18 protein-coding genes and 1 pseudogene are annotated in these 19,826 nt (G+C 62.7%); 6 read left to right on the forward strand and 13 right to left on the reverse strand.

Going from position 1 to position 19,826, the window contains the following annotated elements; genetic code table 11:
* Positions 1-15: 15 nt before the first annotated feature.
* From trbL to ACZK4H_RS19510, 9 genes are read right to left on the reverse strand one after another with little or no spacing between them, the layout of a single operon-like run.
* Complete coding sequence (gene trbL / locus ACZK4H_RS19470; RefSeq protein WP_001000746.1) at positions 16-1,383, reverse strand: P-type conjugative transfer protein TrbL; 1,368 nt, start codon at positions 1,381-1,383, stop codon at positions 16-18.
* A complete protein-coding gene (locus tag ACZK4H_RS19475) occupies positions 1,380-1,685 on the reverse strand; it encodes a hypothetical protein (protein ID WP_425479879.1) in 306 nt (101 codons plus the stop codon). Before ACZK4H_RS19475 ends, trbL begins: the two co-directional genes overlap by 4 nt.
* Before the next feature lie 33 nt (positions 1,686-1,718).
* Positions 1,719-2,462 (reverse strand): P-type conjugative transfer protein TrbJ, encoded by a 744-nt coding sequence (gene trbJ, locus ACZK4H_RS19480; RefSeq protein ID WP_003092277.1) that lies wholly within the window; start codon positions 2,460-2,462, stop codon positions 1,719-1,721.
* Positions 2,459-4,909, reverse strand: a complete 2,451-nt coding sequence (trbE, locus tag ACZK4H_RS19485; RefSeq protein WP_000933135.1) for a conjugal transfer protein TrbE — start codon at positions 4,907-4,909, stop codon at positions 2,459-2,461. Before trbE ends, trbJ begins: the two co-directional genes overlap by 4 nt.
* Positions 4,910-4,921: 12 nt before the next feature.
* Positions 4,922-5,191 (reverse strand): VirB3 family type IV secretion system protein, encoded by a 270-nt coding sequence (locus tag ACZK4H_RS19490; protein WP_003092280.1) that lies wholly within the window; start codon positions 5,189-5,191, stop codon positions 4,922-4,924.
* A complete protein-coding gene (locus tag ACZK4H_RS19495; RefSeq protein WP_000150010.1) occupies positions 5,188-5,574 on the reverse strand; it encodes a TrbC/VirB2 family type IV secretion system protein in 387 nt (128 codons plus the stop codon). The genes ACZK4H_RS19490 and ACZK4H_RS19495 overlap by 4 nt, the downstream gene beginning before the upstream one ends.
* Positions 5,571-6,641, reverse strand: a complete 1,071-nt coding sequence (gene trbB / locus ACZK4H_RS19500; protein WP_023093367.1) for a P-type conjugative transfer ATPase TrbB — start codon at positions 6,639-6,641, stop codon at positions 5,571-5,573. Before trbB ends, ACZK4H_RS19495 begins: the two co-directional genes overlap by 4 nt.
* Positions 6,638-7,114, reverse strand: coding sequence for a ribbon-helix-helix protein, CopG family (locus tag ACZK4H_RS19505; RefSeq protein ID WP_000085131.1), 477 nt, complete (start codon positions 7,112-7,114; stop codon positions 6,638-6,640). Before ACZK4H_RS19505 ends, trbB begins: the two co-directional genes overlap by 4 nt.
* Positions 7,111-9,108, reverse strand: a complete 1,998-nt coding sequence (locus ACZK4H_RS19510; RefSeq protein WP_001163195.1) for a conjugal transfer protein TraG — start codon at positions 9,106-9,108, stop codon at positions 7,111-7,113. The genes ACZK4H_RS19505 and ACZK4H_RS19510 overlap by 4 nt, the downstream gene beginning before the upstream one ends.
* A gap of 305 nt (positions 9,109-9,413) precedes the next feature.
* On the opposite strand from ACZK4H_RS19510, the gene ACZK4H_RS19515 reads away from it, so the two are divergent.
* From ACZK4H_RS19515 to ACZK4H_RS19525, 3 genes and pseudogenes are all read left to right on the forward strand, one after another.
* Positions 9,414-10,319 (forward strand): LysR family transcriptional regulator, encoded by a 906-nt coding sequence (locus ACZK4H_RS19515; protein WP_023093368.1) that lies wholly within the window; start codon positions 9,414-9,416, stop codon positions 10,317-10,319.
* Positions 10,320-10,600: 281 nt separating this feature from the next.
* Positions 10,601-11,131 carry an SRPBCC family protein gene (locus ACZK4H_RS19520; RefSeq protein ID WP_000043569.1) on the forward strand — a complete coding sequence of 177 codons (531 nt, stop codon included), beginning with the start codon at positions 10,601-10,603 and terminating at the stop codon, positions 11,129-11,131.
* 101 nt (positions 11,132-11,232) lie between these two features.
* Positions 11,233-11,412, forward strand: a pseudogene (locus tag ACZK4H_RS19525) (integrase core domain-containing protein); the annotation flags it as partial.
* Between the two features lie 228 nt (positions 11,413-11,640).
* On the opposite strand, the gene ACZK4H_RS19530 reads toward ACZK4H_RS19525, so the two are convergent.
* The 4 genes from ACZK4H_RS19530 to ACZK4H_RS19545 form a co-directional block, all read right to left on the reverse strand.
* Positions 11,641-11,958: a DMT family transporter gene (locus tag ACZK4H_RS19530; protein WP_000539741.1), complete on the reverse strand. Its 318-nt coding sequence runs from the start codon at positions 11,956-11,958 to the stop codon at positions 11,641-11,643.
* A gap of 58 nt (positions 11,959-12,016) precedes the next feature.
* Positions 12,017-12,280: an EexN family lipoprotein gene (locus ACZK4H_RS19535; protein WP_000717310.1), complete on the reverse strand. Its 264-nt coding sequence runs from the start codon at positions 12,278-12,280 to the stop codon at positions 12,017-12,019.
* Between the two features lie 32 nt (positions 12,281-12,312).
* Positions 12,313-13,218 carry a LysR family transcriptional regulator gene (locus ACZK4H_RS19540; RefSeq protein WP_000405670.1) on the reverse strand — a complete coding sequence of 302 codons (906 nt, stop codon included), beginning with the start codon at positions 13,216-13,218 and terminating at the stop codon, positions 12,313-12,315.
* A 93-nt stretch (positions 13,219-13,311) separates the two neighbouring features.
* Positions 13,312-14,715, reverse strand: coding sequence for an efflux transporter outer membrane subunit (locus ACZK4H_RS19545; protein ID WP_000078291.1), 1,404 nt, complete (start codon positions 14,713-14,715; stop codon positions 13,312-13,314).
* A 100-nt stretch (positions 14,716-14,815) separates the two neighbouring features.
* On the opposite strand from ACZK4H_RS19545, the gene ACZK4H_RS19550 reads away from it, so the two are divergent.
* The 3 genes from ACZK4H_RS19550 (at position 14,816) to ACZK4H_RS19560 (ending at position 19,749) form a co-directional block, all read left to right on the forward strand.
* Positions 14,816-15,457: a TetR/AcrR family transcriptional regulator gene (locus ACZK4H_RS19550; protein ID WP_023093369.1), complete on the forward strand. Its 642-nt coding sequence runs from the start codon at positions 14,816-14,818 to the stop codon at positions 15,455-15,457.
* A 131-nt stretch (positions 15,458-15,588) separates the two neighbouring features.
* Positions 15,589-16,620 (forward strand): efflux RND transporter periplasmic adaptor subunit, encoded by a 1,032-nt coding sequence (locus ACZK4H_RS19555; protein WP_225984323.1) that lies wholly within the window; start codon positions 15,589-15,591, stop codon positions 16,618-16,620.
* A gap of 24 nt (positions 16,621-16,644) precedes the next feature.
* Positions 16,645-19,749 carry an efflux RND transporter permease subunit gene (locus tag ACZK4H_RS19560; RefSeq protein ID WP_034029179.1) on the forward strand — a complete coding sequence of 1,035 codons (3,105 nt, stop codon included), beginning with the start codon at positions 16,645-16,647 and terminating at the stop codon, positions 19,747-19,749.
* The last annotated feature ends 77 nt before the right edge of the window (positions 19,750-19,826 follow it).

Raw genomic sequence — 19,826 nt, forward strand, 5'->3', positions numbered from 1 at the left:
TGTTCTCCTTGAAGGTTAGGTATCGGAATCCCGCAGGCTCGGGCCTTGCCCGGAGCCGCCGCCGTCGCCGCCGCGCAGCGTGTGGGCGGCAGTGGTCGCGGCATGGGTAGCCTGCTGGCGGCGGTGCATCCGCTTGGCCCAGGCCGGTTGCTCTTGCTTCTGCGAGCCTGCGGTGCCGTCTGCGGTCTGGCCGGGGCCAGCACCGTCGCTGCCGGCTTCTGTGCCGTTCCAGCCAGCGCGGAAGGAGTCGGCCACCTTCTGCCCAACAGCGGAAGCACCAGAGGTGACGCTGCGGCCTGCGGCTTGTGCGCCAGTCTTGGCGACATTGCCGAGGCCAGCCGCCGCGCCCTTGGCACCGCCGCCGGCCGCAGCGGAACCGGCCTGGAACGCCGATCGGGCACTGCCGGCCGCCGAAGTCGCGGCACGCGCACCGGCACCGGCCAGCTTTGCGGCCGCCGGGGCCATTCGTGCCCCGGCCATGACGGCGCCGCCCACGCCCGTTACGGCGGCGCCGATGGCAACGCCGGTGCCGACAGCCCCGACCGCAGCACCAGCCATCGCGCCCGCACCAAGCTGTGGCGCACCGGACACCAGGCCGGTGGCGATACCGGGGCCGAAAATGCCCAGCGCCAGCAGCGCGAGCGAGGCCAGCATCACGACCAGCGCGTGGTCGATGGATGGTTCGTCGGGATGCACCTGGAACTCGGCGAACAGGCCTGAACCGATGCCGACGATGACGGCCAGCACCAAGACCTTGATGCCTGACGACACCACGTTGCCTAGCACCTTTTCCGCGAGGAACGAGGTCTTGTTCCAGAGTGCAAACGGGATCAAGACGAAGCCGGCGAGCGTAGTCAGTTTGAACTCGATCAGCGTGATGAAAAGCTGTACGGCCAGCACGAAGAAGCAGAGGATCACCACCAGCCAGGCGATGAACAGAACCACGATAGGGTCGATGTTCACGAACACCTCGGGGAACCCAGCCATGTCCCCGATCTGTTCCAGAATCGGCGCGGCTGCGTCGATGCCGGTCTTCGCCAGCCGGCCCGGCTGAAGGAAGTTCTCCATCGTGATGGCCGAGCCGGTAGCGGTAATTCCCAAGCCGGCGAACGAGCGGAACACGATGCTCGCCAGCCAGTTGAAGTTGCCGATGATGTAGGCGAACGCGCCGACACAGAGCACCTTGCGCAGCAGCTTGGCGATCACGTCGTCGCCCTGGCCGGTGGCGTGGCTCATGGCCCAATACAGGCCAGCGATCGTCATGTCGATGACGATGAGCGTGGCGGTGAGAAATGCCACTTCGCCCTGCAATAAGCCGAAGCCCGAGTCGATGTAGCGCGAGAACGTATCGAGGAAACGGTCGATGATGGTCACGTCGTTCATGGCGAATCCTCGGGCGGAGTGAGCGGAACGGCGCCCTCTGGCAATTCATCTGCGGGCGTATCGAAGCTCGGCGGAATCGGCGGGAGTTCAGCCAGCGAGTTGTATTCATCCGGCCCGGTATGGCCGGCGAAGAAGCGCCGCCGGAAGGCTTCAGCGGCGGCGCGGCAGGCATCCTCGCCCACGGCCTGCCGGTCGGCCGCGCATTGCCCGCGCAACGCCTTGAGCCGCACCGGATCTGCGGCCAGGGCGTCGGCCAGGTTCTCGGCCGGCTGCTGGCCGCACGCGGTCAGCAGCACGGCCATCAGGACGGAAGCGCATCGCATGGCCGCCTCCGGTCAGTTGTTATAGAAGTTGACGGACTGCGGCGTGTACGGCGTGCCGGTGCCCAGAAAGCGCCGCCGCACTTCGCGGGCGCGCTCCATAGCCGCCGCTTGCCGCGCCAGTTCCAGTGAAGCGGCCCGGTCTTGCGTGATCTGGAGCTGCTGCGCCTGGATCGACTGCTTGGCCTGCAAAGCCAGGAGCTGGTTCGTCGCCTGCATCGCTTGCAGCGCGCCGGTGGCCGACTGGCTCTGGCTCACGAGATCGGCCAGCGCGCTTTCGTCTTGGGCGAGGTTCTGCGACACCTGCGCCTGCATCCGCATCGCGGTGTGCAAGCCGTTCAAGGTGTTCTGCCAGCGTTCGCGGGCGTCCTGTGCCATGCGGTCGCCGCTGATGGTGGCGGCGTACTGTTCCGGGTACAGGCGGGCGAACGTGGCATCCATGCTCTGCACGTCGTAGGCCAAGCCGCGCGCCTCGGCGATCAGGCGCTCGGTGGTGGCGAGCGTCGAGCGCAGGCGGTTGACGATGTTGAAGTCGAGATTTGCCAGGTTCCTGGCCTGGTTCATCAACATCTGCGCCTCGTTCTGAAGCTGGTTGATCTGGTTGTTGATCTGTTCCAGCGTGCGCACGGCGGTCAGCGTGTTCTGCACGAAGTTGGACGGGTCGAACACCGTCAGCGCGGATGCGGGCTGCACGGCCAGCAGCGATACCGACAGCACGGCAGCGAGTGAGACAGAGAGCAAACGGGGCTTGGTCTTCATGGTGAAACCTCCAGCGGTTGAGAAGCGAGAAAGGAAGCTGCCGCCGGAGCGGACGGCAGCAGGTCGGCGGCCCAGCCGAGGCCGCGATGGCGCAGCCACGCGCCGGCGAAGCCGGGAGCGCCGGCCTGCGTCAGCACGCGGTCAATATCGCGTTGGTCTTGAGGGGTGGATGCGCCCGCGAATGCGAGCGCGACAGGCCCCAGGTCGAGGTCGAACAGGCGATTGCCGAGGCGCGACTGGTAGTAGTAATCGCGCTTGGGCTGTGCGGTCGCCACGATCTCAATCTGGCGGCTGTTCAAGCCGAAGCCTTCGTAGATCGTGCGAATCTGCGGCTCGGTGGCCTGCGGGTTAGGTAAGAAGATCCTGCTCGCGCAGCTTTCGATGATGGCTGGCGCGATGGTCGAGTCCTTGATGTCGGCCAGCGACTGCGTGGCAAAGATGACGCTGACGTTCTTTTTTCTGAGCGTCTTGAGCCATTGCCGGATGCGGGCCGCGAAGGACGGCTCATCGAGGAACAGCCACGCTTCATCGAGGATCAGCAGCGTGGGCGCGCCGTCAAAACGTTCGTCGAAGCGGGCGAACAGGTAGCGCAGCACTGCTTGCACGGCGGCGGGGCTGTGCATCAGTTCTTCCATCTCAAAGCCCTGCACGTCGGCCATGCCCAGCCGGTCGTGGTCAGCGTCCAGCAGCTTGCCGTGGGCGCCGCCCAACACATAGGGCGCGAGCGCTTGGCGCAGCGCGTTGGACTGCAATAACACCGACAAGCCGGTCATGGTGCGCTGCTCCACTGGCGCACCGGCAAGGCTTCGCAGCGCCGACCAAATGGCAGCCTTCTCGTCCGGGCCGACCGTCACGCCTTCGTGCAGCAGCCGGCCCTCCACCCATTCGGCGGCCCAGGTGCGGTAGCCCTCGTGGGCTATTCGCGCGAGTGGCTGGAAGGCGATGCCGCCATCGGCACCGAGGTCGTAGTGCTCACCGCCAAGGCCGAGGATGGTGGCGCGCATCGAGCGCCCCATGTCGAAGGCGAAGATCCGCGAGCCGAAGTAGCGCCGGAACTGCATGGCCAATATGGCGAGCAGCACCGACTTGCCCATGCCGGTCGGCCCGGCGACAAGGGTGTGCCCCACGTCGCCGATGTGCGTCACCAGCCGGAACGGCGTCGCGCCATCGGTGCGGGTGACGATCAGCGGCGGGCCATCGAGGTGTTCGTTCTTCTCCGGCCCAGCCCATACCGCTGACATCGGCATCATGTGCGCCAGGTTCAGCGTCGAAACGATGGGCTGACGCACGTTCGCGTATGCGTTGCCGGGGACGGACGACAGCCAGGCATCGACTGCGTTGAGGGTTTCGGGGATGGTCACGAAACCCCGGCCCTGGATGACGCGCTCCACCATGCGCAGCTTCTCGTCGGCCACGGCCGGGTCGGCGTCGAGCACCGTCACCGTGGCGGTGAGGTAGCCGAAGGCGACTTGATCGCTGCCCAGCTCCTGCAAGGCGGCATCGGCGTCGGCGGCCTTGTTGCTGGCATCGGTATCGACCAGCGGGCTTTCCTGCTGAAAGATCGTTTCGCGCAGCAGCGCGATGACGTTCTTGCGCTTGGCGAACCATTGGCGCCGCAAGCGCCCCAATTCCCGTTCCGCCTCGGCTTTGTCCAGGCACAGGAAGCGCGTACTCCAGCGATACGCAAAGCCCAGGCGGTTGAGGTCGTCCAAGATCCCCGGCCAGGTCGAGGTCGGGAAGCCTCGTACCGACACCACGCGCAGGTGCTGATCGCCCAGCATGGGCGCCAGGCCGCCGACCAGCGCGGCATCGGCCAGCAGTGCGTCGATATGGAACGGCACGTCGGGCACGCCGACGCGATAGCGCCGCGTGGAGACTGTGGCATGCAGGTAGGTCAGCGTCTGGCTATCGTCCAGCCAGGCAATCTCCGGCATCACACCATCGAGCAGGTCGAACACGCGATCGGTCTCTGCCACGAAGGAATCAAGCCGACCACGCCAGTCCACACCCTCAGTGGGCCGGTTCTCGTACAGCATCCCAGCCGCACGGGCGCGAGACTCTTGCGGCGGTAGGTGTTGCAACGTGAAGTGATAGACGCTCTCGAAATGGCCATCCGACTCCTCGAACGCCGCGCGTCGCTCCTCATCCACCAGCCAGGACAGTGGTTCGGGAAAGGAGGATTGCGGATAGCTCGATGCCCGCATCCGCTCGGCCTCGATATAGAAGGCCCAGCCAGACCCGGTACGGCGAAGCGCGTTGTTCTGCCGCGCCGACGTGGCAATCAGCTCGCCCTGTGTCGCACTGTCCAAGTCGGGGCCGCGAAACTGGAACGTGCGTTGAAACGAACCATCTTTGTTCAGCACAACGCCCGGCGCGACCAGCCCGGCCCAGGGCAGCCAGTCGGCAAGCAAGGCCGGGCGCTGACGATATTCGGCAAGGTTCAGCATGGCGTCCTCCCCTCACACGTCCAGAAGCGGGCGGTGTTTGATATGCCGCGCGAAGACCTGCATGAACTGCGGATCGACGCGCGCACCCCATACGGCCAGCGAGTGGCCGACGATCCAGAGCACCACGCCGGGAATCCACAGTTGCAGGCCCAGCCCGACGGCGGCGGCTAGCGTGCCGTTGGCAATCGCCACGGTGCGCGGCGCACCGCCCAGCAGGATCGGCTCGGTCAGCGAGCGATGCAGCGGCACTTCAAAGCCCGGAAGATCGGTGGCCTTACTCATACGACGGCCCCTCCGGAGAAGCTGAAGAACGACAGGAAGAACGAGGACGCGGCGAACGCGATGGACAGGCCGAACACGATCTGGATCAGCTTGCGAAAGCCGCCGCTGGTATCACCGAACGCCAGCGCAAGCCCCGTCGAGATGATGATGATCACCGCCACGATCCGGGCGACTGGCCCTTGGATGGATTCGAGGATGGAGGTCAGCGGCCCTTCCCACGGCATCGAGGAACCGGCGGCCTGCGCCGTGCCCGCCAGCAACAGCATCAGCGCGGCCAGCAGCAGCCCTTGCCCTGCGGGACGGGCCAGGTGGCGCAGCCGCGCCATGCTGGACAGGCGAGAAATAGGATTTACGGAAAGACGGAAAGCATCAACGTGCGTCATGGCAGTTCTCCAGGTTGGTCAGGGGTCGAGGAAGGCGCAGCGGCAGCGGCTGCAAGAGGAACCGGCGGCAGCTCGGGAAACGGCGTTTCCAGCGCATCTGTCAGGCGATAGCCCGCACCGTCGAAGCCGACGACACGGGAGATGGTTTCGACGTGACGTTTGCGGCCACGGCCTGCGATGTGAATCACCACGTTGACCGCCTCGGCGATCAGGGCGCGGGGCGGATTCACTGCCACTTCGAGGATCAGTTGCTCCAGACGCAGCAGTGCGCCCAAGGCGGAGCCGGCATGGATGGTGGCAATGCCGCCGGGGTGGCCGGTGCCCCAGACCTTCACCAAGTCCAGGGCTTCGCCGCCACGCACTTCGCCGACGATCACGCGGTCAGGCCGCAGGCGCATCGTGGCCCGCACCAGCTCGGTCATTGTGACGACGCCGGCGCGGGTGCGCAGCGGCACATGGTCGCGGGCCGCGCATTGCAGCTCGATGGTGTCTTCGAGCACCAGCACGCGGTCGCCTGTGGCGGCGATCTCGGCCAGCAGCGCGTTCGCCAGCGTGGTCTTGCCGGTGCTGGTGCCGCCGGCGATCAGGATGTTCTGCCGCTCGCGCACGGCGCGGCGCAGGAACTCGGCCTGCCCGGCGGTCAGGATGCCGTCGGCCACGTAGCGATCCAGGCCGATGATGCTCACGGCCCGCTTGCGTAGCGCGAAGGCTGGCCCCGGGGCGGCCGGAGGCAGGATGCCCTCGAAACGCTCGCCGGTTTCCGGCAACTCGGCGGTCAAGAGCGGCTGGCCGCGATGCACCTCCGCGCCGACATGCGCGGCGACCAGGCGGATGATGCGTTCACCATCGGCCTCGGGCATCTCCACGCCCAGCGGCGAGCGACCCGACGACAGCCGATCCACCCACAGGGTGCGATCGGGGTTGAGCATGATTTCCACAACATCCGGATCTTCGAGCGCAGCGGCGATCAGCGGCCCCATCGCCGTGCGCAGCATCTGGATGCGGCGATCCTGGGACGCCGCGGCGGATGAGCGAGATTCAGGCGGAATCTGCGGAACGGCACTCATGACGCACGCTCTGCAGCTCGCTCATCGGCGGACGCCATCGCTGCTGCGTCATCCATCCGCATCGGATCGGGGTGCAGTTCCTCCACCACGTCGCGCACCAGACTGCGGCCACGCAGCAGGTGGCGACCCAACTGCTCGACGAACTGCTCGAAGCGCGCTTTGCCCTGGGCGCGGGCCGCGTCCTTGTGGGCTTCTGGCACCGGCGTGCTGATGGTCAAGAAATAGCGGATGAACAGCGCCAGCGTTTCGATCTGGATGTTCTGGTCGCGCTCCATGCGTTCGGTCTGCCGCGACAGTCGATCCAGCCGCTTGGCAATGGCGGCCTCACGCTGGTCGCCCGCATCGGGTGACAGCCAGGACGCCAAGGCCGCTGCGACGATGGAGGACTTGGACACGCCTTTCTTGGCGGCAAGTTCATCCAGGCGCTTGGCGTGCTCGGGCTGGATGAAAAGATTGAGGCGGTATTGGCTCATAGGTCGATTCCGTCGTTGGGGTCGAGAGAAGCCAGCCGGGCCGTGCGCTGCATGGCCGGGTCGAGCTGGCCGGGAAGCGGGAGCGCCAGGTCGTCGTCATCGAGCAGCTCCAGGTCGTTCGCACACGCGTCCAACTCGGGCTCGTAGGCGACGGTTTCGGAGAGTTCGAGCTGGCGGCGCGGGCCGCCGTCATCGGTGCCGCCCGGACCATCGGCGGATACCGAGGTCGGCGCCGTAGGTACGGCCGGGATCGCCAAGCCGCTCCAGTCGTCGGGGCGGGCTGGCGGCGCGTCGGCGTACCTCCCGACTGCGAGCACGGGCGGTGGCAGGACGCGATCCTTGAAATTGGCGTCGACGTAGTAACGCAGCTTCTTCGCGCGGATCGGGGCAACGCTGGACACCATGACTACGGCGTCCTCAGGTGGAAGCTGCATCACCTCGCCGGGCGTCAGCAGCGGACGTGCAGTTTCCTGACGCGACACCATCAGGTGCCCCAGCCACGGAGCGAGGCGGTGGCCCGCGTAGTTGCGCTGCGCGCGAAGCTCGGTGGCGGTGCCGAGGGTTTCGGAAATCCTTTTCGCCGTCCTTTCGTCGTTGGTGGCGAAAGTCACCCGGACATGGCAGTTGTCGAGGATGGAATGGTTCTGCCCATACGCCTTGTCGATCTGGTTCAGGCTTTGAGCGATGAGAAAGCTGCGGATGCCGTAGCCGGCCATGAAGGCAAGCGCGGACTCGAAAAAATCGAGGCGACCCAGCGCCGGAAACTCGTCCAGCATCAGCAGCAGCTTGTGCCGGCGCGCGATGCCATCGCTGCCGTCGAGCGATTCGGTCAGCCGCCGCCCGATCTGGTTCAAGATGAGCCGGATCAGCGGCTTGGTGCGGCTTATGTCGGAGGGCGGCACCACCAGATAGAGCGATACCGGGTGCTCGGCGGAAATCAGGTCGGCGATGCGCCAATCGCAGCGCGATGTGACTTCGGCCACGGTCGGGTCGCGGTACAGGCCGAGAAACGACATGGCGGTGGAGAGCACGCCCGATCGCTCGTTGTCCGACTTGTTGAGCACTTCGCGGGCAGCGGATGCGACAACCGGGTGAGGCGCATCGCCCAGGTGCTTCGTCGTCATCATCCGGTGCAGCGTCAGCTCGAACGGACACGCCGGGTCGCTGAGGAAGTTGGCGACGCCGCGCAGCGTCTTGTCCTCGCCTGCGTACAGAACATGCAAGATTGCACCGACCAGTAGCGCGTGGCTGGTCTTCTCCCAATGATTGCGCTTCTCTAACGCACCTTCAGGGTCAACCAGAATGTCGGCGATGTTCTGCACGTCGCGCACTTCATGTGCGCCGCGCCGGACTTCAAGCAGCGGGTTGTAGGCGGCCGACTGCCTATCGGTGGGGTTGAAAAGCAGGCAGTGCGAAAAGCGCGAACGCCAGCCCGCCGTGATCTTCCAGTTCTCTCCCTTAATGTCGTGAATGACGGCGGACGCCGGCCACGAAAGCAACGTAGGCACCACCAAGCCCACGCCCTTGCCCGAGCGCGTGGGTGCGAAGCTCAGGACATGTTCCGGCCCCTCATGTCGGAGGTATTGGTCGTCGTGTTGGCCGAGGAAGACGCCCGCCGGGAGGGTCAGTCCAGCTTTGCGGATGTCGACGGCATCGGCCCAGCGTGCCGAACCATAAGTCGTAACCAGCCGCGACTGCCGAGAACGCCATACCGACATGGCGATGGCGACGAGTAAAGCGAACAAACCGCTACCACCCGCAATCGCACCGCCTGTGTCGAAGACGTGCGGCGCGTAGGCATCAAAGAAGAACCACCATTCGAACAAGCGCCACGGGTGATAAACCGGTACACCTAGAAGATCGAACCAGGGCGATCCGAGGCGTACTTGATAGCCAAGGGTCGCTGCTGTCCATTGTGTGGCGCCCCAGACGCCGGCGATCACGATGCCGATTACCACAGCGATCTGGCCGAACAGAACGTTCGTCCCTTGCATGACCTGTCCTCCGATTTCTCCTGCGCTGGTGTCTCATTGAAAGCGTTGCACAGGGGGTGTCGCAGGCGTCAGGATCGGTTCTGGGCTAGTGCCGGTCAAAGACCGTTCGCAGCACAATGGTCGAGGGAAAAGAAAGAATGAGCGCGGTGGCGAGTCAAAGAAAAGCGCCGCAAGCGAAAGCGCACTGCGGCGCATACAGAGTTCCAAGCAAGTTACCCAAAAAAAGCCGTCAATGGGCCTTGCTTCCACTCATAGGCAATATTTAGATATCATGAAAAACGATGATATTTAAGATTGGAATAAAAATGAAAAATATCAAGAGTATGGATCTCAACTTGCTCAAGGCGCTGGACGCATTGTTAGACGAACGCAATGTGACACGGGCGGCGGCCCGTCTGGGACTAACCCAGCCGGCCTTGAGTGGCATGCTGACGCGGTTGCGCGAGAGCTTCGGTGACCCGCTTTTCGCGCGCTCGCAGCGGGGTATCGTTCCAACGCAGCGGGCGCTGGATCTAGGGATGCCTGTCAAGCAGGTGCTCGCCGAAATCGACGCGCTGCTCCAGCCACCTTCCTTCAATCCGGCCACCGCACAACTGACCTTCTCCATCGCCGCGACGGACTATGCGCTGCGTGCCGTTGCTGTCCCATTTCTATCGGCACTTAAACGGCACGCACCGCGTGTACGAGTCTCATTAGTGCCAGTCGAGAGCGGGCAGCTACAGAACCAGCTTGAGCGCGGTCAGATCGATTTAGCCCTCCTGACGCCAGAGATCACTCCGCCAAATCTGCATGCCCGAGAGCTGTTCAAGGAACACTATGTGTGTGTCCTGCGGGAAGACCATCCTGCGGCTATGGGGCGCAAGCTGACCGTTAAACAGTTCTGTGCTCTCGACCATGCGCTTGTTTCCTACGATGGTGGAGGTTTCCGCGGCGTCACCGACGATGCGCTAGAACAGTTGGGCAAACGACGCAGCGTCACACTGTCGGTCAAGAGCTTTCTGATCTTGCCAGACATCCTGCGTGCCAGTGACATGGTTGCGATCTTGCCGAGCCGCTTGGTCGCCGGTATGGACAAGCTGGCTATCTCCCTGCCGCCGGTGAAGATACCGGGGTTCACCAAGACGGCTGCTTGGCACGAACGCACCCATCACGATCCAGCACATCGCTGGATACGAGCACTGCTGTTCACTTCCTGTGCTAACAACAAGTAGGCAAGATCGCTCCTATCGTCATGCTCAGCACAACTCTACCTCGCACTACAAATAAGCAATCAGTCGGCTCAATTGGAGACGCGCCCTTTCGTAGCGCCGCTGCGAGATAGCCTAGTCGGTGGATGGCAGAACCTAGGCCTTGATATCATATTTTATGATATCAAAAATAGAAACTTAGGATTTCACTTATTGCAGATGGAGGCTCATGATTTGCTCCATGACCACTTGAATGACGCAGCCACCCCTGTTGCGTCATCGACATTTTGTGAAGGAGCTTCGATATGAGCAAGCAACAGAACGCCATCCTCTGGCCCGAAGGCTACACGCCGGGCTTTACTGAGAATTTCGCCTCCAATGAGATCATCGCCGCCGGCTTGAGCGCGGCCGACGTATGGCCTCTACTCGTCACACCATCGCTGTGGCCAAGCTACTACGCCAACTCGGCTAACGTGTGCTTTCATGACGGCAAAGGCCCGGTACTGGCCGACGGCGATCGGTTTTACTTCGAGACCTTCGGCTTCCCGGTAGAGGGGCAGTGCAACGAATACGTGCCACCTGCGGATGGGCAACCCGGCCGCGTGGCCTGGCACGGCTGGTCCGGCGAGGAAGGCACAGATACGCGCCTGGATGTGCATCACGCCTGGCTGGTTGAGAACCTGGACGGCAGGCGCGTGCGCATCCTCACGCAGGAAACTCAGAAGGGCAAACCGGCCGAGGAGCTGCACAACGCCAAACCCAACCCGATGATCAACGGCCATCAGGACTGGCTCGACAGCTTGGTCGAGGCAGCGCGCAAAGCCAAGCAGGCGTAGTGGTCTCCGGCCGCTTGATCCCAAGCGTCTGAACGGAGAAAACCATGATGAGAACTCCCCTCAGGATTCTGCTGGTCCTGACTTCGCAGGCAACGATGGGCGACGAACTGCTCAACCGCGAATGGTTCCGCAGTCGGACCGAAGCGAAGGTGCTGATCGAACGTTGGCGACAGTTCTACAACGAGCAGCGGCCGCATAGCGCGCATGCTTACAAACCGCCGGCGACGATCCGGCGCAACTGGATCCAATCCGATAGCATCCCCTCCGAACTCACTGCCTGACTGGCTACAAAGTTCGTACTCAGGTCACCTTGGCGCAGGCACTGAAGGTGGAGCCACCCGGAATGGGTGCTCCCACCGCCTTACGCGCACTGGCTCGAACTCTCCCGAGGCGCCGGCAAGCTCGTCACATAGCGACTAGAGAGAGGAGGTGACCGTACGAGTTCCCAGCGCCCGATCCACTCTGGGAGCTGGGTCGCCTAGCGACTACGCTACCAATGGAGCTAGCGATCAACTCGATAACTTGAGCGTGATAACGCCCAGGATGATCAACGCCACGCCAAGGTATCGCATCAGGGAGGTTGGGTCGCCATAGAAATGAATTCCGACTAAGAAAGTTCCCGCCGCTCCGATACCCGTCCACACCGCATAAGCAGTCCCAATCGGTATCTGACGCTGAGCAAGCCATAGGAAGGCGCCGCTAATTGTCATGAAAGAGACGGCTACTGCGACCCCACTCCAACGCGATGTTGGCTCTTGCGCCATTTTCAGCCCGACCGGCCATCCGATTTCAAACAATCCAGCCAAAACAAGATAGATCCAACCCATTGCGATTCTCCTTCAAATTTTTCATATCCGGCATACATACTCCGGCATGACCACCAGCTTAGAACTTCGGCGGCTCTTTAGGCGTGGTGTGGGGCACATCGCCATCTTCGTAAAAGCGCTTTCGCGTAGCCTCGGCAACCCGGTTACATAGTTGGTCGCCCAGCATTGGTCGATCCAACTTGCATTGCTTGCGCAACTCTTTCAGACGCTCAGGATTGAGCGCTAATTCATCGACTGTCGGAAGGTTGGCTTTATCTGGTTTCCCAGATGGGCTGCAGGCTGCCAATGTCGAGGAAAGCAATATGAGAGCAATCTTCTTCATGGTTAATTTTCTTTGGGAGATTGTGTGATGGTTTACCGCCGACCTTTGGCATCTGGAGATTTGATCGAATGAACGCGTTCCATGAAGCGAGTCAGCATTTCTGACGGCTCGCTGGCCGGCCGTAGTAGATAGGTCGTGAGCATTGGCGAACGTCCAGTCAGCGGCCGTGCGACCACCCCCTGTTCCCTGCTGGCTGTGATATGCGCGCCTCCTGTGAGGCCTAGTGCAAGTCCCGCCGAAACCAGGACCATCATTAGATCGCTGGAAGTCACGCGTTCGGCAATCAGTGGCTCTATGTCCACGCGACGTAGCACCCGTTCAACTTGCCGAGCATGGCCCTCACACGCCACCGCGTCGCAGAGCACCAGCGGATACCGCAACAGCTCTTCTAGGGGAATCTGTTTGTGGGATAGCAAGGGGTGCCGTGCGGGCACAGCTACCATCAGAGGGTCACTCCACACCGGCACGGCGATGATGCCTTCGCCGACTTCATCCGATTGAGCGAAGCCGAGATCGTACAGTTCGCCACACAATCCCTTGATTTGCTGTGCCAAAGGCACCTCGAAGAAGCGAACTTCCACTTCCGGCTCTTCCTGCCGGCAGAGCGCCAACAACGCAGGCAGGCGCGATGGCGTGATTCCATCAGACAATGCAATACGGAGCTGGCAATGAAAGCCATTGGCTGCGGCGTTCACACTGTCGCGCGCCTGCTGCAAAGCTGCGAAGACACGCGGCACGCTCTCAAAGAAGAGCCTGCCCGCACGAGTCAAGCGGGTGCTCCGAGTGGTTCTCGCAAATAGCGCTACGCCCAACTCTTCCTCAAGTTCCTTGATGGCGCGCGACAGCGGCGATGTCTCTATGTGGAGGCGCTCTGCGGCTCGGGCAAAGTGCAGCTCCTCTGCCACCGCCAGAAAGTAGCGCAGGTGTCGAATTTCCATGTTCGCATTCCTCATCACTCAGGCCTCACCACCTTCGCCTTGCGTCACGCTATTTAGCTAGCCTTCGCAAGCTGCTCCAGCATGTTTCTGCGATCAAACAGGAGAGCCGGATAATGCTTTTGCCAGGACGCCCCATTGCATGGCTGTCTCGGCCCGCGTGCGGATCAGCGAAGCCTGCGCTGACAGCACCCCGGCCTCAGCCTCGGCCACCACCGTGGCGTCCACTTGTCCCGCCTCGAACAGACGTCGGCTGCGATCGAGCTGACGCTCCGCGACTGCGACACCCTCGGCCTGATGCTCCAGTGCTGCGTGCTGCGTATGCCAACCGAGATATGCGTTCTCTACGTCCTGCAAAGCACTCAACAAAGTGCGCTCGAACTCCGCACGGGCAGCTCGGCTGCGCGCCTCTCCGGTCTCGATGCCGGCACGGATCGCGCCACCATCGAAGATCGGCAACGACACCCCGGCCCCAAGTGAAAAAATGTTTCCAGTGATGCGGGTTCCCACACTCTCTACGCGCTGCCGTCCGCCGCTCAGGTCCAACACCAGCCTGGGGAAGCGTTCGCCTTCGGCTGCGTTCCAGCGCGCGGTTTCGGCGGCGAACTTCGCTTCGGCGGCGCGCACGTCGGGCCGCTCACTCAGCAGGTCCGCAGGTATGCGTGTCGGTGTCCAGTCCGGGACGGCGAGCGACGCAAGAGTTGGGGAAGCTGCAGGCGCTCCGGGCGTTTGTCCCACTAGTACATCGAGTGCATGCGTCGCCTCGCCGCGCGCACGCCGCAGTTGCTCTTGCTCCACGCGCAGTGCGACGACGCCGGCGCGGGTACGCTCGATGTCGAAGCCGGTAGCTTGTCCGGCCTCGAACTTCCGTTGCATCAGCAAGACGAGTCGTTCTGCGGATGCCAGCCGCGCCGCGGCTAGCGCTTCGAGCTCACTGGCTTGGCGCTGCTGCACAGCCGCCGACACTGTTTCAAACGCGACCTGCCACCGCGTGGCAACCCACGCTTGTTCGGCTGCCACCGCATCCAGGCGCGCACCTTCTGCTGCCTGCGAAAGCCGTCCCGACAGGTCTGCCTCCCACGATGCGGACAACGTGGCGCGGCCATCATTGCCGATTGCAACGTTCTCTGAATAGTCGCGTCCTCGAGTTGCCTGCGTGCCCGCGGACAACGAGGGGAGCAGGGAGGCCCGTGCTCGCCGCGTGGCGGCCGATGCCTCGTCCACGCGCGCTCGCGCAATCGTCAGTTCGGTATTGCGCTCCAGCGCCGCCCGGACCAAGGCATTGAGGTGCGGATCGCCGTAGGCCGTCCACCAATCGACGGGAAGAGTACGGCGGGACGATTTGTCCAAGATGCCTTCACCTCCCTCTTCATTTGAGAAATGGGCCGGTACATCCAGGCGAGGTGGATCGGCAGAGTGCGGGGCATGGCTGCAGGCCGCAAGAAGCAGTAGCGGAGAAATCATGGCAATGAGGCGATAGCGTTCAAGAATTTGAGACATGGCAGCTCCTTGCGTTCCGAAAAAGTCTTGACGGACTGTTGTATGGCTTCTACTATACCGTCTGGACTGTATATGACTCAAGCTTTTTTGGAGCACGACCATGCCGCCCCGCGCGAAAACAAAGTTGCCCCCCCCGTCCACTGCCCATAGCAGCGCCGATGCGCAGCCCGGCCTCCAGCAAGGAGCCCAGCGAACTCGCGACCGCATCCTGCAGGCCGCCCGCGAACTGGTGCTGGAGGAAGGTGCCAGTCGCTTGACACTGGACGCCGTCGTTGTGCGGGCCGGGTTGAGCAAAGGGGCGTTTCTCTATCACTTCAAGACCAAACGCGATTTGTTCGTGACACTGATCGACGAGATGATCCGGGCGTTCGACGCGGTACAAGCCAATCACGAGCGCAGGTTTGCCGGAGATCCGGACCCCTGGCTGTCGAGCCAGGTGGAAGCGATGCCCGACGACGAGATGCAGAAGATGGGCGCAGCGCTGCTCGCGGCAGCTGCGGAAGATCCAACACTTCTCGACCCACTGCGCGAGTGGTACCGCGTGCAGTACGAACGCGTGCGTCGATCCCCGCGTGGCACCGAGACCGCGGCACTCATCATGCTGGCATTGGATGGCGCCCTGTTCGCCGATCTTCTGGGTTTGCCAATACTCGCACCCGCAGAGCGGCGGCATTTCTTTCGGGCGCTCCAGGATCTCGCCTCGGGCCATCTCGAACTTGTCCCGGCAAAAGGACGCACATGAGTCGCGTCCGTAGCGGTGTCATGACCGCGTGCGCACCGCGCTCCTTGGCGGTTGCTTGCACACTATCCATTTCGACTCTGCTCTCAGGGTGCGGAAACTCGCAATCCACCGTATCCGAGCCTCCGCGCGCAGTGAAGCTCGCCGCCGCGCAGTCGGATCTCCCGCATAGCTCTCGCATCGAATTGACTGGCTCGGCGCGAGCAACCGAGCGCAGCATCCTAGGATTTGAAACAGGAGGACGGATCGCCAAGTTGAACGTCGACGTGGGTGAACGGTTCTCCCGCGGCCAAGTCCTGGCAGAACTTGATGCGCAACCTGACCGGCTTCGCGTGACACAAGCGCAAGCATCCCTGGCGGCCGCCGAAGCCGGCCTGATGGATCGACGTGTACAGACAGATCAACAGCGCCGGTTGCTCGAAAGCGAAGTCATCTCCCCTGCTGCGTTCGAGAGCGCGAAGGCGCAGCTAGCGGTCGCAGAGGGTCAAGCGCGCACTGCCAAGGCGGCGCTTGGCCTGGCCGAACGAGCACAACGTGGCACGATGATCGTCGCTCCTTTCGATGGTGTCGTGGCGGAAAAGCTGGCTTTGGCGTTCACCGACATTGCTGCTGGTGCGCCGGTATTTCAGGTCGACGGCGTGCGCAGTGGCACTGAGATCATCGCGAACGCGTCTACTACACAGGCACCTCACATAGATGTCGGCCAACGCGCAGAACTGAGCTGGAGCGGAGCCGAACAACCAATCCGAGCGGTGGTACGTCGTGTCGGTCTGCGCGCCGAAAATGGCTCGCTCCTACCCGTGGTGCTAGTGCCTGAAGATAACGCGCAAGCGCGCGCACTTCGGCCAGGTATTCCCGTACAGGTCGTGCTCGACGCACCTGCGGCAACCTCCAAGACCTCTCGGCCCGAGACTGTATCCATACCTTATGCCTCGCTGGTGCTCGGCACGAAGCCGGGCGAGGCTTCCGTCTTCGTCTACACCCCTGAAGATAAGAAGGTGCACCGTCGCGCGGTGCGCTTCACGCCGGTACAGGAAGGAGACAGCGCGCGCGTCCTCGCTGGACTCAAGCCCGGCGAGACGGTGGTTGCCGCCGGAGGAGGATGGCTCACCGATGGACAGCCAGTGACACCACTGGAAGCCACCACTCAATTGACCAAGCGCTAACGCGATCCACCAGGTTACTTCATCATGAAGATCACCGAGATGGCGCTGCGCGCCAGTCGACTTACCTACTTTGTAGCGCTCATCATTTTCGTCGCCGGCATCGCGACCTTCCTGAATTTTCCTTCTCAGGAGGAGCCGACTGTCACGGTCCGCGATGCGATGGTCACGGCGTTGAACCCGGGGCTGCCCGCCGAACGCGTTGAGCAACTCATTGCCCGGCCGATCGAGGAGCGCTTGCGCGAACTGGCAGAGGTCAAGCGCGTGACGAGCACCGTGCGCGCAGGCAGCGCCATGATCCAGGTCACGATCTGGGACCGCTACACCGACTTGGCACCGATCTGGCAGCGCGTCCGGGCCAAGGTCGCCGATTCGAAGGATGCCTTACCACAGAGCACGATGGGGCCTTTCGTCGACGAAGACTTCGGCCGCGTCGCGGTTGCCTCGATTGCGGTCACTGCACCAGGTTACTCCATGAGCGAGATGCGCGTCGCGCTCAAGCAGATGCGCGACCGCCTGTACACCGCGCCTGGTATTGAGCGCATCACTTTCTACGGCCTGCAGGAAGAGCGCGTCTATCTCGAATTCGATCGGCCTAGGCTCGCGCGATTGGAGCTGACACCACAGGGGGTGATCGACCAACTCGTCAAACAGAACGTCGTCGCTTCGGGTGGACAAATTGTTGTCGGCGGCATCAATGCAACCTTGGCGGTCAGTGGCGAAGTGCGTGACGCTCCCTCCCTGCGAGCAATGCCGATCGCGCTGCCACGACCGCAAAGTAGTACGGCGCCCGTGCCGACGATCGCATTGGGTGAACTGGCGCAGGTGAGTGTGCGGCCAGCCGATCCGCCGGAATCTGCTGCCATCTACAAAGGCCAGCCCGCTGTCGTCATGGCGGTTTCGATGGCCTCCGGTCAGAACGTGGAGCAGTTCGGAAAAGCGCTCAAAGCACGGGTTGCAGACCAGGAGAAGCTGCTGCCGGCGGGTTTCGATCTGTCATACGTCACTTTCCAGGCCGATGTCGTCAAGCACGAGATGGGCAAAATGAACCACGTCATGATGGAGACGATCATCGTCGTCCTCGGTGTCGTCGTGCTATTTCTCGGTTGGCGCACCGGGATCATCGTGGGCATGATCGTGCCGTTGACGATCCTCAGTGCACTCATCGTCATGCGCGCGATGAACATCGAGCTTCAGAACGTCTCGATGGGCGCCATCATCATTGCGCTCGGCTTGTTGGTGGACAACGGCATTGTGATTGCCGAAGACATCGAACGCCGCCTGGCCGGTGGCGAAGATCGTAAGCATGCCTGCCTCGAGGCGGGCCGCACGCTCGCCATTCCGCTGCTCACGTCCTCGCTCGTGATCGTGATCGTGTTCTCGCCGTTCTTTTTTGGCCAGAACGCCACGAGCGAGTATCTGCACAATCTCGTGGTCGTGCTGGCACTGACGTTGTTCGCTTCGTGGCTGCTGTGCCTGACTGTCACGCCCCTATTGTGCTACCACTTCGCCAAACCCCATCACAAGCAGGAGCAGGGCGACGCCTATGACACCCGCTTCTACCGTGGCTACCGGCGCGTACTGGAGTGGGTGCTCCACCATAAGGCGGTCTATGTAGCGTCGATGATCGCGGCGCTTGCCATTGCGCTGTATGGCTTCACCACCCTGCCGTACGATTTCATGCCCAAGTCCGACCGGCTTCAGTTCCAGATTCCGGTGCAGCTCGCCCCCGGTACCGACTCGCGCGAAACGCTCGCCCGCGTGAAGCAGATCAGTGGTTGGCTGGGCGACACGAACATCAATCCAGAAGTCTCCGATCACATCGGCTACGTCGCCGATGGTGGCCCGCGCTTCATCCTTAGCCTGAATCCACCACTGCCGGCATCGAACATCGCGTACTTCGTTGTCACATTGAAGCCGAAGAGCGACATCGACGCCGTCCTCGCCCGCACCCGCAGCTACTTTGCGCAAGCACATGGCGACGTGCGCGCCGAGCCCAAGCGTTTCTCGCTCGGTGCGACCGAGTCAGGGACTGCCATTTATCGCGTCAGCGGTCCGGATGAGGAGGTATTGTTGGGGGCCGCGTCCAAAATCGAAGCAGCGCTGCGCAAGCTGCCCGGCACCATCAACGTCAAGAACGATTGGGATACGCGCGTTGGCCGCATCGACGTACGGGTCGACCAGGACCGCGCGCGTCGGGCGGGCGTGACGACTGAAGACATCGCTGGCGGGCTGGATGTCCGCTACAGCGGCAGATCGATCTCGGTTATTCGCGACGGTGACACCTCCGTCCCGATCGTCCTGCGCAGTATCGTAAGCGAGCGTCGCAGCACGGCAGACGTAGGCGCGACGCTCATCTATCCCACCAACGGCGGTCCAGCGGTGACGCTGGCTCAGGTCGCAGACGTATCGCTCGCGAGCGAGCCCTCGGTCATCCAACGGCGCAATCTCATCCGCACGATCACCGTGCAAGGACAGAACACCTCTTACACCGCCCAGGAGATCATCAACCGCCTGGCGCCTAGCGTCGCTGCCCTGGACCTGCCCGCGGGCTACTCGGTTGAACTTGGCGGCGAGATCGAGGAAGCCGCCGAATCGAACGCCGCGCTGTCGACCTACATGCCCCTCGCATTTCTGGCGATGCTGATGCTGTTCGTATGGCAGTTCAATTCTTTCCGCAAGCTCGGTGTGATCCTCGCGACGATCCCTTTCACGCTTATCGGCGTGGTATTGGCTCTGAAGCTGACCGGCACACCTTTCAGCTTCATGGCGACCTTCGGCGTACTGGCCCTGTTCGGGATCATTGTCAACAACGCCGTGCTCTTGCTGGAACGCATCGACCAGGGGCTAGCGGAAGGCCTGCCACGCCATGAAGCCTTGGTTGGGGCCGCGATACAACGGCTTCGTCCAATCGTGATGACCAAGGTCACCTGCATTTCGGGACTGGTGCCACTCATGCTCTTCTCCGGACCATTATGGAAAGGGATGGCGATCGCGATGATCGGTGGGCTGGCACTCGGAACGCTGGTGACGTTGGGCTTGATTCCGCTGCTTTACGAAGTCCTGTTTGGAATCAAGCGAATTGGGCCGTGGAACCTGAGTGTCGCCACCGCGCATGGAGATCGCTCATGAGTCTCTTGCGAGCCGCCGCGTGCTGCGCATTCTCAGAATTCGTATGCACCCACGCTTCATGCGTATGTCTCGCTAGG

The sequence above is a fragment of the Stenotrophomonas sp. 78350_Sma genome (genome assembly GCF_056482105.1).

Excerpts from the sequence above, each read along its gene's own strand:
- trbL (WP_001000746.1), bottom strand. The coding sequence starts at position 1,383 with ATGAACGACGTGACCATCATCGACCGTTTCCTCGATACGTTCTCGCGC.
- ACZK4H_RS19550 (WP_023093369.1), top strand. The coding sequence starts at position 14,816 with ATGCCGCCCCGCGCGAAAACAAAGTTGCCCCCCCCGTCCACTGCCCAT.
- ACZK4H_RS19490 (WP_003092280.1), bottom strand. The coding sequence starts at position 5,191 with ATGAGTAAGGCCACCGATCTTCCGGGCTTTGAAGTGCCGCTGCATCGC.
- ACZK4H_RS19545 (WP_000078291.1), bottom strand. The coding sequence starts at position 14,715 with ATGTCTCAAATTCTTGAACGCTATCGCCTCATTGCCATGATTTCTCCG.
- ACZK4H_RS19530 (WP_000539741.1), bottom strand. The coding sequence starts at position 11,958 with ATGGGTTGGATCTATCTTGTTTTGGCTGGATTGTTTGAAATCGGATGG.
- trbE (WP_000933135.1), bottom strand. The coding sequence starts at position 4,909 with ATGCTGAACCTTGCCGAATATCGTCAGCGCCCGGCCTTGCTTGCCGAC.
- ACZK4H_RS19505 (WP_000085131.1), bottom strand. The coding sequence starts at position 7,114 with ATGAGCCAATACCGCCTCAATCTTTTCATCCAGCCCGAGCACGCCAAG.
- trbB (WP_023093367.1), bottom strand. The coding sequence starts at position 6,641 with ATGAGTGCCGTTCCGCAGATTCCGCCTGAATCTCGCTCATCCGCCGCG.
- trbJ (WP_003092277.1), bottom strand. The coding sequence starts at position 2,462 with ATGAAGACCAAGCCCCGTTTGCTCTCTGTCTCACTCGCTGCCGTGCTG.
- ACZK4H_RS19560 (WP_034029179.1), top strand. The coding sequence starts at position 16,645 with ATGAAGATCACCGAGATGGCGCTGCGCGCCAGTCGACTTACCTACTTT.
- ACZK4H_RS19540 (WP_000405670.1), bottom strand. The coding sequence starts at position 13,218 with ATGGAAATTCGACACCTGCGCTACTTTCTGGCGGTGGCAGAGGAGCTG.
- ACZK4H_RS19515 (WP_023093368.1), top strand. The coding sequence starts at position 9,414 with ATGAAAAATATCAAGAGTATGGATCTCAACTTGCTCAAGGCGCTGGAC.
- ACZK4H_RS19520 (WP_000043569.1), top strand. The coding sequence starts at position 10,601 with ATGAGCAAGCAACAGAACGCCATCCTCTGGCCCGAAGGCTACACGCCG.
- ACZK4H_RS19510 (WP_001163195.1), bottom strand. The coding sequence starts at position 9,108 with ATGCAAGGGACGAACGTTCTGTTCGGCCAGATCGCTGTGGTAATCGGC.
- ACZK4H_RS19535 (WP_000717310.1), bottom strand. The coding sequence starts at position 12,280 with ATGAAGAAGATTGCTCTCATATTGCTTTCCTCGACATTGGCAGCCTGC.
- ACZK4H_RS19475 (WP_425479879.1), bottom strand. The coding sequence starts at position 1,685 with ATGGCCGTGCTGCTGACCGCGTGCGGCCAGCAGCCGGCCGAGAACCTG.
- ACZK4H_RS19495 (WP_000150010.1), bottom strand. The coding sequence starts at position 5,574 with ATGACGCACGTTGATGCTTTCCGTCTTTCCGTAAATCCTATTTCTCGC.